Here is a 15,146-nt window from a genome sequence, read left to right on the forward strand (position 1 = left end):
CTTCCTAGTTTGCTCTTTGATTTTCATTGACTATAAAAGAAAATAAAAAGAAGTTGAGATTTCTCAACTTCTTTTGTTGCTTAATGTGATACGCGACGGCGAGCTGCTTTTTTACGGTTTTCTTCGATGAAAGCTGCTTTTTGCTCTTCTGGCTCAATCACTTTCTTTTTAATTGCGTATACTGCACCTGCAACGGCAGCGACAGTTCCTGCGACACCTGTTACAAGACCTTTAGCGAATCCTTTAGCCATGAGTCTTCCTCCTTTATCTTTCCGATCAGCCAGGCTCCTTAAGTGGTAGCATTTTTCTGACTTAACTTTTTGTGATATAATAATAGTAACGAAAAAATGGAAATTTTTCAAGGAAAAAAGATGAAAACAAAAATAATTGTGATTGTTGGACCGACTGCTGTTGGGAAAACAGCCCTTGCTATTGAAGTAGCTAAGCGCTTTGGTGGAGAGGTGGTCAGCGGTGACAGTCAGCAAGTATACAGAAGGCTAGATATTGGGACGGCCAAGGCTAGCCCAGAGGAGCAAGCAGCTGTTCCTCATCATTTGATTGATGTCAGAGAGGTGACCGAGTCTTACTCGGCTTTTGATTTTGTTTCAGAAGCTAAGAAGGCTATTGAGAATATTCATAACCGTGGTAAGCTTGCTATTATCGCGGGTGGTACAGGGCTTTATATCCAGAGCTTGCTGGAAGGATACCATCTAGGTGGAGAAACACCTCATGAGGAGATTTTAGCTTATCGGGCTAGCTTGGAGCCTTATTCAGATGAGGAATTAGCCCATCTCGTGGAGCAAGCAGGTCTTGAAATTCCCCAGTTTAACCGTCGTCGTGCTATGCGTGCCTTGGAGATTGCCCATTTTGGTCAGGATTTGGAAAATCAAGAGACTTTGTATGAACCTCTGATTATCTGCTTAGATGATGAGCGTAGTCAGCTTTATGAACGTATCAACAACCGAGTGGATCTAATGTTTGAGGCTGGGCTTTTGGATGAGGCCAAGTGGCTTTTTGACCATTACCCTGATGCGCAGGCAGCCAAAGGAATTGGCTACAAGGAACTATTTCCATATTTCCGTGGGGAGCAGACTTTAGAGGAAGCTAGTGAGAGTCTCAAACAGGCTACCCGTCGTTTTGCCAAGCGTCAGTTGACCTGGTTCCGTAATCGCATGCAGGTGACCTTTTATCAGATAGGAGAGTCTGGCGTGAAGGAGCGTATTCTAAGCCAGATTGAGGAGTTTTTAAATGATTGAAACGGAGAAAAAAGAAGAACGGGTCCTGCTAATTGGTGTTGAACTGCAGGGCATGGATAATTTTGACCTGTCCATGGAAGAGTTGGCCAGTCTGGCTAAGACTGCTGGAGCAGTCGTTGTAGATAGCTACAGGCAAAAACGTGAAAAGTATGACTCCAAGACTTTTGTCGGATCTGGTAAGTTGGAAGAAATTGTGCTCATGGTGGATGCTGAGGAAATTACTACTGTCATTGTCAACAACCGTCTGACACCACGGCAAAATGTCAATCTAGAGGAAGTTCTGGGTGTCAAGGTCATTGACCGTATGCAGTTGATTTTGGATATCTTTGCTATGCGGGCTCGAAGCCATGAAGGGAAACTCCAAGTCCACCTAGCCCAGCTCAAATATCTCTTGCCTCGCTTGGTTGGTCAAGGAATCATGCTCAGCCGTCAGGCAGGGGGAATTGGTTCCCGTGGTCCAGGTGAGAGTCAGTTGGAACTGAACCGTCGTAGTGTTCGCAATCAAATCACAGATATCGAACGCCAGCTCAAGGTGGTAGAGAAAAATCGGGCGACAGTCAGAGAAAAACGCTTGGAGTCAAGCACCTTTAAGATTGGCTTGATTGGCTACACCAATGCTGGGAAATCAACTATCATGAACAGCTTAACCAGTAAGACCCAGTACGAAGCAGACGAGCTGTTTGCGACCCTGGATGCGACGACAAAGAGTATCCATCTTGGGGGCAATCTTCAGGTTACCTTGACTGATACGGTTGGTTTTATCCAGGATTTGCCAACTGAATTGGTGTCCAGTTTCAAGTCAACTTTGGAAGAAAGCAAGCATGTGGATCTTTTGGTTCATGTCATCGATGCCAGCAATCCTTATCACGAGGAGCATGAAAAAACGGTTCTGTCTATCATGAAAGACTTGGATATGGAGGATATTCCTCGCTTGACTCTTTACAATAAAGCGGATTTGGTGGAGGATTTTACGCCTACTCAAACGCCGTATGCCCTCATTTCTGCCAAGTCTGAGGATAGTCGTGAGCAGTTGCAGGCTTTATTTTTAGAAAAAATCAAGGAGATTTTTGAAGCCTTTACTCTACGGGTGCCTTTTTCTAAGTCCTACAAGATTCATGATTTGGAAAGTGTAGCGATTCTTGAAGATCGTGACTACCAAGATGATGGAGAAGTGATTACAGGCTACATTTCCGAGAAAAACAAATGGAGGTTAGAGGAATTTTATGACTGATATTAAAACCTTGGCTCTAAAGTATGGGGGTTATACAAGTTTGGATAAGGTCTATCTGGATCAACTTCTAGCTGGCAAAACAGAGCAAGAGCAGTTGGCTCTCATCACACCTCCTCCGAGTGTAGTCAATGCCTACTTTGCTGAACTCTACCAGAAAAAGAGTCCTGAAGCTGCGACGGATTATTTTTTAGAAGTCAGTCATGAACTGAATCTCTACAATGCTGATCCAAGTTTCACCTTTGAAAATAAGCCTTTTATTCGTCTTAATTTATCTGGCAAATCTTTTGGATTTTGCTATGAGAGTGAGGGCTTGGGGCGAATTTTCTCTGAAAATGAAGAGGAAATCTCGGATGACTTACTTTTTGAGATTGCGCAAATTTTCCCCCATCAACTAGTCTTTGAGGAGTCTGGAAAGATTTACATGAAGCCTGTCGGAGATGAAGAAGTTGTTAGTGTGAAGAATCTCACAGCTTTGACTGATTTAGAAAGTTTAGCAGATGGTCGCAAGCGTCTCAAAGGCTACAGCCAAGAGGATTTACTGCAAGAAGCTGTTGCTTTTTCTGGCAGTCGCTATTTCCGATCGGAAAATCGCACAGCTATGTTATATATTGATTAATTAGAAAGTATCGAATGGATATTCAATTTTTAGGAACAGGGGCCGGTCAGCCCTCTAAAGCCCGCAACGTTTCAAGTCTCGCCCTGAAACTCTTGGATGAGATTAACGAAGTTTGGCTCTTTGACTGTGGAGAAGGAACGCAAAATCGCATTCTGGAAACCACGATTCGACCACGGAAGGTCAGCAAAATCTTTATCACCCACCTGCATGGAGACCACATCTTTGGATTGCCAGGATTTCTCTCTAGCCGTGCTTTTCAGGCCAATGAAGAGCAGACAGATTTGGACATCTATGGACCGCAAGGAATCAAGTCATTTGTCTTAACCAGCCTTCGTGTGTCAGGCTCTCGTCTGCCTTACCGCATTCATTTTCATGAGTTTGACCAAGATTCTCTAGGGAAAATCTTTGAGACCGATAAATTCACTGTGTATGCAGAGGAGCTGGACCACACTATTTTCTGCGTTGGTTATCGTGTCATGCAAAAGGATCTAGAAGGGACCTTGGATGCTGAAAAACTTAAGGCTGCTGGTGTTCCATTTGGTCCGCTTTTTGGAAAGATCAAAAACGGCCAGGACGTTGTTCTCGAAGATGGAACTGAAATCAAGGCAGCAGACTATATCTCAGCTCCCCGTCCAGGTAAGATTATCACCATTCTGGGTGACACCCGTAAAACCAATGCTAGTGTGCGTTTAGCTGTCAATGCCGATGTCCTTGTCCATGAGTCGACTTATGGCAAGGGAGATGAAAAAATTGCTCGCAATCACGGTCACTCAACCAATATGCAGGCAGCACAAGTAGCAGCAGAAGCCAGTGCTAAGCGCCTCTTGCTCAACCATATCAGTGCCCGCTTCCTATCAAAGGATATTAGTCAGCTTAAGAAAGATGCAGCTAGTATTTTTGAGAATGTCCATGTCGTCAAAGACTTGGAAGAGGTTGAGTTATAATGTTACAGTTCGTTGAGAGGGAATTAAGATGACTGTTGAAAATCGTTTATTGGATAAAGCGGATTGGTATTTTGAGAATGCCTTAACCAACTACTTGCACAGCTATTCATTACAAAAAGAAGAGTTAACTCAAAAAGATTATCGGGAGATTTATCGTTGGGCTGCGAATCATATCGGTTTTTTCGTTACTTGGCTCATCCTGCATGATGCAAAAGAATTGATGTTTCCTGATGAAGAAACGGTATTCCAAAGTTTAAAAAACGAGCAAACTTTGGGTGTTGATTATCTTTTAGACTGGTGCGATGGTAAACTGGGAACAATGGATATTACAAAGGATTTTCAGGCTTTTGTAAATGACTATTATGAACATCAGTATATGGATGATTATTCCGAATTTGTAGTCAATGACTTATATGACTTGCCTTTAGAATTTTTAGGTAGCTGGGAGGATTATCATCTGTTTGCTCCTGTCATTGATCAAGCCTATGCTCATTATTTAGCTGGAAAAAGATTTCATTAAATTGATCAAAACTTTGAAAGGAATAGAGATGCGTACCATCATCATCACTGGGGCAAGCGGTGGCTTAGCCCAAGAAATGGTCAAACTCTTGCCAAATGACCAACTCATCTTACTAGGTAGAAACAAGGAAAAACTAGCCCAACTATATGCAAAGCATCCTCATGTAGAATGGATTGAAATCGATATTACTGATGACTCAGCCCTAGAAGCTCTGGTAGCTGACCTCTATCTCCGTTATGGCAAGATTGATGTCTTGATTAACAATGCTGGCTATGGAATTTTTGAAGATTTCGACAAGATCTCTGATCAAGACATTCACCAGATGTTTGAGGTCAATACCTTTGCTCTGATGAATCTGTCTCGTCGTCTTGGAGCTCGCATGAAGGAAAGCCGAAAAGGCCACATCATCAATATCGTCAGCATGGCAGGTTTGATAGCGACTAGTAAGTCCAGTCTCTACTCAGCGACCAAGTTTGCGGCTATTGGATTTTCAAACGCTCTGCGTCTCGAACTGATGCCCTATGGTGTCTATGTAACGACGGTTAATCCAGGACCGATTCGTACTGCCTTTTTTGACCAGGCAGACCCAGATGGGAGCTACCTCAAGTCGGTTGACCGCTTTCTCTTAGAACCAGATGTAGTCGCTAGAAAGATTGTCAAAATCATAGGAAAAAACAAACGGGAACTCAATCTCCCAGTTTTGTTGAATCTAGCCCATAAGTTTTATACCCTCTTTCCCAAGCTAGCTGATAAGTTGGCAGGGGGGATCTTTAATTATAAGTAAAAGGAGTTCCTTACAAAAGGAACTTTTTTTATAATATTGAACTGAGTGTCAAAAATTTGTTTGTTTTTGTTCTAAATCTACATTCACTTTTTTCGAATCTTCTACAAATTTTAGAAAAAACAATCAAAAATATGATTTTTGTGTTTAGGGTATTGAAATTTCCTATATTATTTTATAAAATAAGGGTAAAAGGCTATGAAAAAGTAATACGCTTACAAATAAATGGAAGCGGTTACTAAAGGAGGATTTTATGGAAAAAGGCCATTGGAATCGTAAAAGAGTCTACAGCATTCGTAAGTTTGCCGTAGGCGCTTGCTCTGTCATGATTGGAACCTGTGCGGTTCTATTTGGAGGAAGTGTCATTGGAGAATCACCAGTTTTCGCGGATGAAACTCCAATTACTCACACTGTTGAACAAGCAAAAGAGGAAAGTCCGGCAGTGGAGGAAAAAGAAAATCAAGCTGTAGCAGAGCACAAGGATGCTGCAAGTGTCGACCAAAGTCAAGCTGCTCCAATTGAAGCAAGCAAACCAGAGGTGAAAGAAGAGGAACCTGTAGCTCCAAAAGAGGAGAAAGCATCTCTAAAACCTGAAGAAACAGCTCCAAAGGTAGAATCTCAAGCTTCAAGTCAAGAAAAGCCTGTCAAGGAAGAGTTGAAAGCTGCGACAAATGAAGAAGTGAATCAAATGATTGAAGATAGAAAAGTGAATTTTAATCAAAATTGGCACTTTAAACTCAATGCAAACTCCAAAGAAGCTGTGAAACCAGATGCAGATGTTTCGTCATGGCAAAAATTGGATCTCCCACACGACTGGAGTATCTTTAACGATTTTGACCATCAATCACCTGCCCAAAACGAAGGTGGACAGCTCAATGGTGGTGAAGCTTGGTATCGTAAGACCTTTAAACTTGATGAAAAAGATCTCAAGAAGAATGTTCGTTTGACCTTTGATGGGGTCTACATGGACTCTCAAGTCTATGTCAATGGCCAGTTAGTGGGACATTATCCAAATGGTTATAACCAGTTCTCTTACGATATTACTAAATACCTCCACAAAGATGGTCGTGAGAATGTGATTGCTGTCCATGCGGTTAACAAACAACCAAGTAGCCGCTGGTACTCTGGTAGCGGTATCTACCGTGATGTGACCTTGCAAATGACAGATAAAGTTCATGTTGAGAAGAATGGGACAACCATCTTAACACCAAAACTTGAAGAACAGCAACATGGCAAGGTTGAAACTCATGTAGCCAGCAAAATCGTCAATACAGATGATAAAGACCATGAATTGGTGGCAGAGTATCAAATCGTTGAACGTGGTGGTCAGGCTGTAACAGGTTTGGTTCGTACAGCGAGCCGCACCTTGAAAGCACATGAGTCAACAAGTCTTGATGCGATTTTAGAAGTTGAACAACCAAAACTCTGGACCGTTTTAAATGACAAACCTGCCTTGTATGAACTGGTTACGCGTGTTTACCGTGACGGTCAATTGGTTGATGCTAAGAAAGATTTGTTTGGTTACCGTTACTATCACTGGACTCCAAATGAAGGTTTCTCTTTGAATGGTGAACGAATTAAATTCCATGGTGTTTCCTTGCACCATGACCACGGAGCGCTTGGAGCAGAAGAAAATTATAAAGCAGAATACCGTCGTCTCAAACAAATGAAGGAGATGGGCGTTAACTCCATCCGTACAACTCATAACCCTGCAAGTCCACAGACCTTGCAAATCGCAGCAGAACTTGGTTTGCTGGTTCAGGAAGAGGCCTTTGATACGTGGTATGGTGGCAAGAAACCATATGACTACGGACGTTTCTTTGAAAAAGATGCCACTCACCCAGAAGCTAGAAAAGGTGAAAAATGGTCTGACTACGATCTTCGTACCATGGTCGAAAGAGATAAAAATAACCCAGCTGTCTTCATGTGGTCTATCGGAAACGAAATCGGTGAAGCCAATGGTAATGCTCACTCTCTTGCAACGGTTAAACGCTTAGTAAAAGTGATTAAAGATGTTGATACTACACGTTATGTTACCATGGGAGCAGATAAGTTCCGCTTTGGTGATGGTAGCGGTGATCATGAGAAAATTGCTAATGAACTGGATGCAGTTGGTTTCAACTATTCAGAAGACAACTACAAGAAACTTCGTGCGAAACATCCAAACTGGTTGATTTACGGTTCCGAAACATCTTCAGCTACCCGTACACGTGGAAGTTACTATCGCCCTGAACAGGAATTGAAACATAGTAACGGACCTGAGCGTCATTACGAACAGTCTGACTATGGTAATGACCGAGTTGGCTGGGGTAAAACGGCAACAGATTCATGGACGTTTGATCGTGACAACGCTGGCTATGCTGGACAGTTTATCTGGACAGGTACGGACTATATCGGTGAACCTACACCATGGCACAACCAAAACCAAACTCCCGTTAAGAGCTCTTACTTTGGTATCGTAGATACAGCGGGTATTCCAAAACATGACTTCTACCTCTACCAAAGCCAATGGGTTTCTGTCAAGAAGAAACCAATGGTTCACCTTCTTCCTCACTGGAACTGGGAGAATAGAGACTTGGCCTCTAAAGTAGAAGATGCACAAGGAAAGATTCCAGTTCGCGCTTACTCTAATGCTGCAAGTGTTGAATTGTTCTTGAACGGTCAATCTCTCGGTGTTAAAAAGTTCAACAAAAAACAAACTAGTGATGGTCGTACCTACCAAGAAGGTGCCAATGCTAAGGAACTCTATCTTGAGTGGAAGGTTGCTTACCAACCAGGTACCTTAGAAGCAGTAGCTCGTGATGAAGCTGGTAAAGAAATTGCACGTGACAAGATTACCACTGCAGGTCAACCTGCAGGTGTTCGTCTCATCAAGGAAGAACACGCAATCGCTGCAGATGGAAAAGACTTGACTTACATCTACTATGAAATCGTAGACAGCCAAGGAAATGTGGTACCAACTGCCAATAATTTGGTTCGTTTCCAATTGCATGGACAAGGTCAACTGGTTGGTGTTGATAATGGGGAACAAGCCAGCCGTGAACGCTACAAGGCACAACCTGATGGTTCTTGGATCCGCAGAGCCTTTAACGGTAAAGGGGTTGCCATTGTTAAATCAACTGAGCAAGCAGGTAAATTCACCCTTACTGCCCACTCTGATCTCTTGAAATCGGACCAAGTCACTGTCTTTACAGGTAAGAAAGAAGGACAAGAAAAAACTGTTTTAGGTACAGAAGTACCAAAAGTACGTACTGTTATTGAGAAAGAGCCAAAAATGCCGAAGACAGTCGGTTTTATCTACAGTGATGGCAGTCGTGAAAAACGTCCAGTCACTTGGTCTTCAGTTGATGTGAGCCAAGCAGGAGTTGTGACTGTTAAAGGTATGGCAGACGGACGCGAAGTTGAGGCCCGTGTCGAAATTCTAGCAATCGCAAATGAGCTTCCAACTGTTAAGCGTGTTGCTCCAGGAACAGACTTGAGCGCTGTTGATAAATACGTTTCTATTGCTGTTACGGATGGAAGCGTACAAGAATACGAAGTTGATAAGTGGGAGATTTCGGAAGCAGATAAAGCTAAACTGTCAGTTGCAGGATCACGTATTCAAATGACTGGTCAACTGGGTGGTGAGACTATTCACGCTACCCTTGTAGTAGAAGAAGGTAATCCTGTGGCACCTGCAGTACCAACTGTAACGGTTGGTGGCGAATCTGTCACTGGTCTTACTACTCAAAATCCAATGCAATATCGAACTCTTGCTTACGGTGCATCCTTGCCAGAAGTTGTAGCAAGTGCTGAAAATGCGGATGTTACTGTAGTCCAAGCAAGTGCAGCAAACGGCATGCGTGCAAACATCTATGTTCAACCAAAAGATGGTGGACCTCTTCAAACCTATGCAATTCAATTCCTTGAAGAAGCACCGAAAATTGACCACTTGAGCCTACAAGTAGAGCAAGCTGACGGTCTTAAAGAAGACCAAACAGTGAAATTGTCTGTACTCGCTCACTATCAAGACGGAACACAAGCAGTTTTACCAGCTGATAAAGTAACCTTCTCTACAAGTGGTGAAGGGGAAGTCGCGGTTCGTAAAGGAATGCTTGAGTTACATAAGCCAGGAGCAGTCACTCTGAAAGCAGAATATGAGGGGGCTAGAGGTCAAATCGATCTCACGATCCAGGCCAATACTGAGAAGAAGGTTGCGCAATCTATCCGTCCAGTAAATGTAGTGACAGACTTGCATCAAGAACCTACTCTTCCAACAACAGTAACGGTTGAGTATGACAAAGGTTTCCCTAAAACTCATAAAGTCACTTGGCAAGCTATTCCGAAAGAAAAACTTGACTCCTATCAAACATTTGAAGTACTAGGTAAAGTTGAAGGAATTGACCTTGAAGCGCGTGCTAAAGTCTCTGTAGAAGGTATTGTTTCGGTTGAAGAAGTTAGTGTGACAACACCAATTGCAGAAGCGCCACAATTACCAGAAAGTGTTCGTACCTACGATTCAAATGGCCACGTTTCATCAGCTAAGGTTACTTGGGACGCGATTCGTCCAGACCAATACGCCAAGGAAGGTGTCTTTACAGTTAATGGTCGCCTAGAAGGTACGCAATTAACAACTAAACTTCATGTTCGCGTATCTGCTCAAACTGAGAAGGGAGCAAATATTTCTGACCAATGGACCGGTTCAGAATTGCCACTTGCCTTTGCTTCAGACTCAAATCCAACTGATCCTGTTTCAAACGTCAACGATAAATTGATTTCCTTTAATGACCGCCCAGCTAACCGTTGGACAAACTGGAACCGTACTAATCCAGAAGCTTCAGTTGGTGTCCTATTCGGAGACTCAGGTATTTTGAGCAAACGTTCAGTTGATAATCTAAGTGTCGGATTCCACGAAGACCACGGAGTTGGTGTACCGAAGTCTTATGTGATTGAATATTATGTCGGTAAGACCGTTCCAACAGCCCCTAAAAACCCTAGCTTTGTAGGTGAGGAAAACCATGCCTTTAATGATCCTGCAAACTGGAAAGAGGTAAGCAATCTCAAAGCACCAGCTCAATTAAAAGCTGGAGAAATGAATCATTTCAGCTTTGATAAAGTTGAGACCTATGCGGTTCGCATTCGTATGGTTCGACTTGATAGCAAGAAGGGAACGTCTATCACAGAAGTACAAATTTTTGCGAAACAAGTTGCGGCAGCTAAACAAGGACAAACGAGAATCCAAGTTGACGGTAAAGACTTAGCAAACTTTAACCCAGATTTGACAGACTACTATCTTGAGTCTGTAGATGGAAAAGTTCCTGCAGTAACAGCAAGTGTTAGCAACAATGGTCTCGCTACCGTCGTTCCAAGTGTTCGTGAAGGTGAGCCAGTTCGTGTTATCGCGAAAGCTGAAAATGGCGACATCCTAGGAGAATACCGTCTACACTTTACAAGCAATAAAGACTTGCTCTCTCGTAAACCAGTTGCCGCGGTCAAACAAGCTCGCTTGCTACAAGTAGGGCAACCGCTTGAATTGCCAACTAAGGTTCCTGTTTACTTCACAGGTAAAGACGGTTACGAAACAAAAGACTTGGCAGTTGAATGGGAAGAAGTTCCAGCAGAAAATCTGACAAAAGCAGGTCAATTTACTGTAAGAGGCCGTGTTCTTGGTAGTGATCTTGTTGCTGAGTTCACTGTACGAGTGACAGACAAACTTGGTGAAGCTCTTTCAAATAACCCAGAGTATGATGAAAATAGTAACCGCGCCTTTGCTTCAGCCACTAACGACATTGATAGAAACTCCCATGACCGTGTGGACTATCTCAATGACGGAAATCATTCAGAAAATCGTCGTTGGACAAACTGGTCTCCAACACCATCTTCTAATCCAGAAGTATCAGCAGGTGTAATCTTCCGTGAAAATGGTAAGATTGTCGAACGGACTGTTGCTCAAGCCCAACTTCACTTCTTTGCAGATAGTGGTACGGATGCACCATCTAAACTCGTTTTAGAACGCTATGTCGGTCCAGAGTTTGAAGTGCCTACCTACTATTCAAACTACCAAGCCTACGATGCAGCCCATCCATTCAACAATCCAGAAAATTGGGAAACTGTGTCTTATCGTGCGGATAAAGACATCGCAGCTGGTGATGAAATCAACGTAACATTTAAAGCTGTCAAAGCCAAAGCCATGAGATGGCGTATGGAGCGTAAAGCTGACAAGAGCGGTGTTGCGATGATTGAGATGACCTTCCTTGCACCGAGTGAATTGCCTCAAGAAAGTACCCAATCAAAAATTCTTGTAGATGGAAAAGAGCTTCCTGACTTCGCTGAAGATCGTCAAGACTACCAAATCACCTATAAAGGTCAACGTCCAAAAGTCTCAGTCCAAGAAAGTAATCAAGTAGCTTCAACAGTTGTAGATAGCGGAGACGATAGCCTTCCAGTACTTGTTCGCCTTGTTTCAGAAAGTGGAAAACAAGTCAAGAAATACCGTATCCAGTTGACTAAGGAAAAACCAGTTTCTGAGAAGACTGTTGCTGCTGTACAAGAAGATCTTCCAAAACTCGAATTTGTTGAAAAAGATTTGGCTTACAAGACAGTTGAGAAAAAGGATTCAAGACTGTATCTAGGTGAAACTCGTGTAGAACAAGAAGGAAAAGTTGGTAAGGAACGAATCTTCACAGCGGTTAATCCTAGTGGAAGTAAGGAAGAAAAACTTCGCGAAGTGGTAGAAGCTCCGACAGACCGCATCGTCTTGGTCGGAACAAAACCAGGAACCTCTCTTCCAGAAGACGAAGTGAAGAACCTTGTCCTCGACAGACCCGCACTTATAGTCGAAGAAGAAACCATTGACTTCAAGGTTCAGGAGCGTAAGTCTGATAAGTTGTACCTAGGAGAAACTCGTGTCCTACAACAAGGTCAAAAAGGTATTCGTCTTCACTTGATTGAAGTGGAAAATGGAAAACGTCATCTTAAAGAAACTTACGATAAAGTCGCTGCTCAAGATCGTATAGTAGAAGTTGGAACAAAACCAGGAACTTCTCTTCCAGAAGATGAAGTGAAGAACCTAGTCCTTAACAGACCAGAACTTGTAATCGAAGAAGAAACAATTGATTTCAAGGTTCAGGAACAAAAGAATGATAAGCTTCCAGCGGGTCAAACTCGTGTTCTCCAAGAAGGTCAAAAAGGTATCCGTGTTCACTTAATCGAAGTTGAAAATGGTAAGCGAACTGAAAAAGAAAGCTATGATAAAGTTATAGCTCAGGATCGCATCGTAGAAGTCGGTACAGCTGGTGAAACGACCAAACCAGTACCTCAAGAAGCAACAAAACCACAAGTATCAGAAAAAGCAGATACAAAAGAAATTGCTTCAAGTAAAGCTAATCAAGCTCAAAAAGAGCAGTTGCCAAATACAGGAAGTGCAGAAAGTCAAGCAGCTCTAGCAGCAGGCCTAGCTCTTCTTGGCTTGAGTGCAGGTCTAGTGGCCACTAAAGGTAAAAAAGAAGACTAGAATGAATCAGTATTTCTTCTAATTGTATCTCAGAAAGACCAGGGAAACCTGGTCTTTTTAATGGGTAGAAGTATTCTCTAAAGAGCAATTTAACGTTTATGAAATCAGATAACCAAAATGATAAAAACACTATCTGGTATCCAAAACGAGGTGAACTTATTTTTTAAAAAATGGCGGTAAAATATACCAGATTTTGTTTCGATGATAGGAGAAGAAAAGACACAAAGCGGTTAATATACGGATGTGAAAAAGTCGATTTCAATCGGTAAGAAAAAATTGGATATTTTTTATAAAAATTTGCTTGATAGTTCTAGCCTTTTTCTTCATAGTATGATAAAATGTGGATGTAATGTGGCTAATAATTTTCGCTTGAAAAAGGAGAATGGTGATTAGTTGGGGACAATCATTTAGTTTACTATTACATTGTACATTTACAACTGAATATTATAAGAAAGGAAGATTAAATGAACAAGAAAATAAGATCTTGGATTCAGATCCTTATTCTTTGTTTGGGAGTTATTCTCCAATCATTTGCCCCTCTGACGCAAGTACATGCGACAGAGTATAATGATGTGATCACTAGTGTTGGTGTTGAAAACAGATCTGGTGAAGCTTTAACGCAAGGGTTGGATATTTGGCAAGAATTCCGTCTTACTGCAGATTTTGTTTTGCCAGATAATACGGTGCATGAAGGTGATACAACAACACTTCAATTGCCATCAGAGATTACATTTTCAAACTCTTCAGACATTGAATTACGAGATGCTTCTAACAATCTTGTAGCTACTGGTCGTTTAGATGCAGCTAGCAAAACGATTACTCTAACTTACACAAAGTTTGTTGAGAATAATTCTGGCGTTAGGGGGAAATTCTTTGTCTATGTTCGAGTTGACCATGATGTTGTTTCAGAAGAAAAAGACATTGATGTCAATATTACTGTAGGACATAGAGTTCTATTTGCAGGGAAAATCCGTTACAACGGCCCTCCAGGGAAATACGACTCTAAAATTGAAAAGAGTTCCTTCCAATACAAGGATGACGAGAAAAATGTAATCCGTTATAACATTACTGTAAACCGCAATATGGCGAACTACAGTGATGTCACTATCAAAGATGCTTTCTCTTCTCCAAATATGACCTTCCTACCAGATACTTTTCGTATTTACAAAGTAGATTGGAGTTGGAATAACGGAGACTGGAAATGGACTAATGCTCAGGATATGACCGAAACCTTTAAAAACCAACTAGTGGTAAATGCGAATGGTGATGGTTTCACCCTTCCTTTAGGAGATACTAATGGTTTTGGTTATATGATCGAGTATCGAGCTAAAGCGAATTATGATCTAGTTGATGGTGAGGAAATCACGAACGTAGCCAACATGAGCTACAATGGTAGTGAGAATGAACAATCAACAAGCACACGTACCTACCAGATTGCAGGTGGTGTTGCGGAAGGATATGTTTTCACCATTAAAATTCATAAGGTAGACGAAGCAGGCCAACCTTTGCAAGGTGCAGTTTTTGAAGTAATTCGTGATCGTAACCAAGCTGTTGTTGGACGATTGACAACAGATTCTGATGGTAACGCTAGTGTAGGCAAATTGTTGCGAGACAACTATACAATTCGTGAAGTAACTGCTCCTCTTGGCTATGACAAATTAACTGAAGATATTAAAATTTCTCCAGATGAGTTTGGCTCAGACAAATCTGTAGAACGTCGAATTGAAAATAAGAAGACACCTCCGAAGACTCCAACTGAAAAAGAAATTACTTTCAAAAAGGTGGATCCAAATGGGAAAGAAATCCCAGGTGCCGAACTTAAAATCTACAGCGGAGATCGTGTAAGACCAGAAGCTCCACCTGTAGCAGACTGGACAACAGAAGCTAATACTTCTAAAGTGATTAAATTAGCTCCTGGTACCTATACTCTAACAGAGTCCTATGCTCCAGATGGGTATCAGTATGTTGATGATGTTACCTTCACGGTCAATGCTGATGGTTCTATTACAATTGTCAAAAAAGGTACAACAGATACTGTCGTAACAACTGGTTCTGTTTTGTCAATCACTGACAAAGAGGATACAACTCCAAAGGCTATTACCTTTAGTAAGGTAAACCTTGGAGGAAATGAAATCGCTGGTGCACAGATTAAGATCTACAAGGGCGAAAAAGCTGAAGGTACAGCCATAGAAAGCTGGACTTCAACTGACCAACCTAAGCAATTGAATCTTGAACCAGGCATCTACACTTTCCATGAGGAAGCAGCCCCAACTGGTTACCTCAAAGTAACGGATATCACTTTCCAA

The 15,146-nt window shown here is 42.0% G+C and carries 9 protein-coding genes; 8 read left to right on the forward strand and 1 reads right to left on the reverse strand.

All coding sequences use genetic code 11. The features are described from left to right. Positions 1 to 80: 80 nt before the first annotated feature. Positions 81 to 251 carry a DUF3042 family protein gene (locus HMPREF3057_RS03110; RefSeq protein ID WP_001051782.1) on the reverse strand — a complete coding sequence of 57 codons (171 nt, stop codon included), beginning with the start codon at positions 249 to 251 and terminating at the stop codon, positions 81 to 83. A gap of 120 nt (positions 252 to 371) precedes the next feature. On the opposite strand from HMPREF3057_RS03110, the gene miaA reads away from it, so the two are divergent. From miaA to HMPREF3057_RS03150, 8 genes are all read left to right on the forward strand, one after another. Further along, positions 372 to 1,256: a tRNA (adenosine(37)-N6)-dimethylallyltransferase MiaA gene (gene miaA / locus HMPREF3057_RS03115; RefSeq protein ID WP_000850176.1), complete on the forward strand. Its 885-nt coding sequence runs from the start codon at positions 372 to 374 to the stop codon at positions 1,254 to 1,256. Beyond that, positions 1,249 to 2,487: a GTPase HflX gene (hflX, locus tag HMPREF3057_RS03120; RefSeq protein WP_000573178.1), complete on the forward strand. Its 1,239-nt coding sequence runs from the start codon at positions 1,249 to 1,251 to the stop codon at positions 2,485 to 2,487. Before miaA ends, hflX begins: the two co-directional genes overlap by 8 nt. Beyond that, positions 2,480 to 3,103: a hypothetical protein gene (locus tag HMPREF3057_RS03125; protein WP_000129699.1), complete on the forward strand. Its 624-nt coding sequence runs from the start codon at positions 2,480 to 2,482 to the stop codon at positions 3,101 to 3,103. The genes hflX and HMPREF3057_RS03125 overlap by 8 nt, the downstream gene beginning before the upstream one ends. 14 nt (positions 3,104 to 3,117) lie before the next feature. Continuing rightward, positions 3,118 to 4,047, forward strand: a complete 930-nt coding sequence (rnz, locus tag HMPREF3057_RS03130; protein ID WP_000354317.1) for a ribonuclease Z — start codon at positions 3,118 to 3,120, stop codon at positions 4,045 to 4,047. A gap of 28 nt (positions 4,048 to 4,075) precedes the next feature. Beyond that, positions 4,076 to 4,567, forward strand: coding sequence for a DUF7832 domain-containing protein (locus HMPREF3057_RS03135; RefSeq protein ID WP_000215491.1), 492 nt, complete (start codon positions 4,076 to 4,078; stop codon positions 4,565 to 4,567). Positions 4,568 to 4,595: 28 nt separating this feature from the next. Continuing rightward, the gene (locus tag HMPREF3057_RS03140) at positions 4,596 to 5,351 is read left to right on the forward strand and encodes an SDR family NAD(P)-dependent oxidoreductase (protein WP_001259142.1); all 756 of its coding nucleotides are present in this window, start codon (positions 4,596 to 4,598) and stop codon (positions 5,349 to 5,351) included. 250 nt (positions 5,352 to 5,601) lie between these two features. Further along, entirely contained in the window at positions 5,602 to 12,840 is a 7,239-nt protein-coding gene (gene bgaA, locus HMPREF3057_RS03145; protein WP_070696338.1) for an LPXTG-anchored adhesin/beta-galactosidase BgaA, read from the forward strand. A gap of 464 nt (positions 12,841 to 13,304) precedes the next feature. Beyond that, positions 13,305 to 15,146, forward strand: a 1,842-nt coding sequence (locus HMPREF3057_RS03150) for a SpaA isopeptide-forming pilin-related protein (RefSeq protein ID WP_257370734.1), incomplete at its 3' end; no start/stop codon positions are given.

It is taken from the genome of Streptococcus sp. HMSC072D05, assembly GCF_001815805.1.
In the GTDB taxonomy this organism is placed as follows: Bacteria; Bacillota; Bacilli; order Lactobacillales; family Streptococcaceae; genus Streptococcus.

Coding starts and splice junctions, on each gene's coding strand:
- HMPREF3057_RS03110 (WP_001051782.1), bottom strand. CDS start 251: ATGGCTAAAGGATTCGCTAAAGGTCTTGTAACAGGTGTCGCAGGAACT.
- miaA (WP_000850176.1), top strand. CDS start 372: ATGAAAACAAAAATAATTGTGATTGTTGGACCGACTGCTGTTGGGAAA.
- hflX (WP_000573178.1), top strand. CDS start 1,249: ATGATTGAAACGGAGAAAAAAGAAGAACGGGTCCTGCTAATTGGTGTT.
- HMPREF3057_RS03125 (WP_000129699.1), top strand. CDS start 2,480: ATGACTGATATTAAAACCTTGGCTCTAAAGTATGGGGGTTATACAAGT.
- rnz (WP_000354317.1), top strand. CDS start 3,118: ATGGATATTCAATTTTTAGGAACAGGGGCCGGTCAGCCCTCTAAAGCC.
- HMPREF3057_RS03135 (WP_000215491.1), top strand. CDS start 4,076: ATGACTGTTGAAAATCGTTTATTGGATAAAGCGGATTGGTATTTTGAG.
- HMPREF3057_RS03140 (WP_001259142.1), top strand. CDS start 4,596: ATGCGTACCATCATCATCACTGGGGCAAGCGGTGGCTTAGCCCAAGAA.
- bgaA (WP_070696338.1), top strand. CDS start 5,602: ATGGAAAAAGGCCATTGGAATCGTAAAAGAGTCTACAGCATTCGTAAG.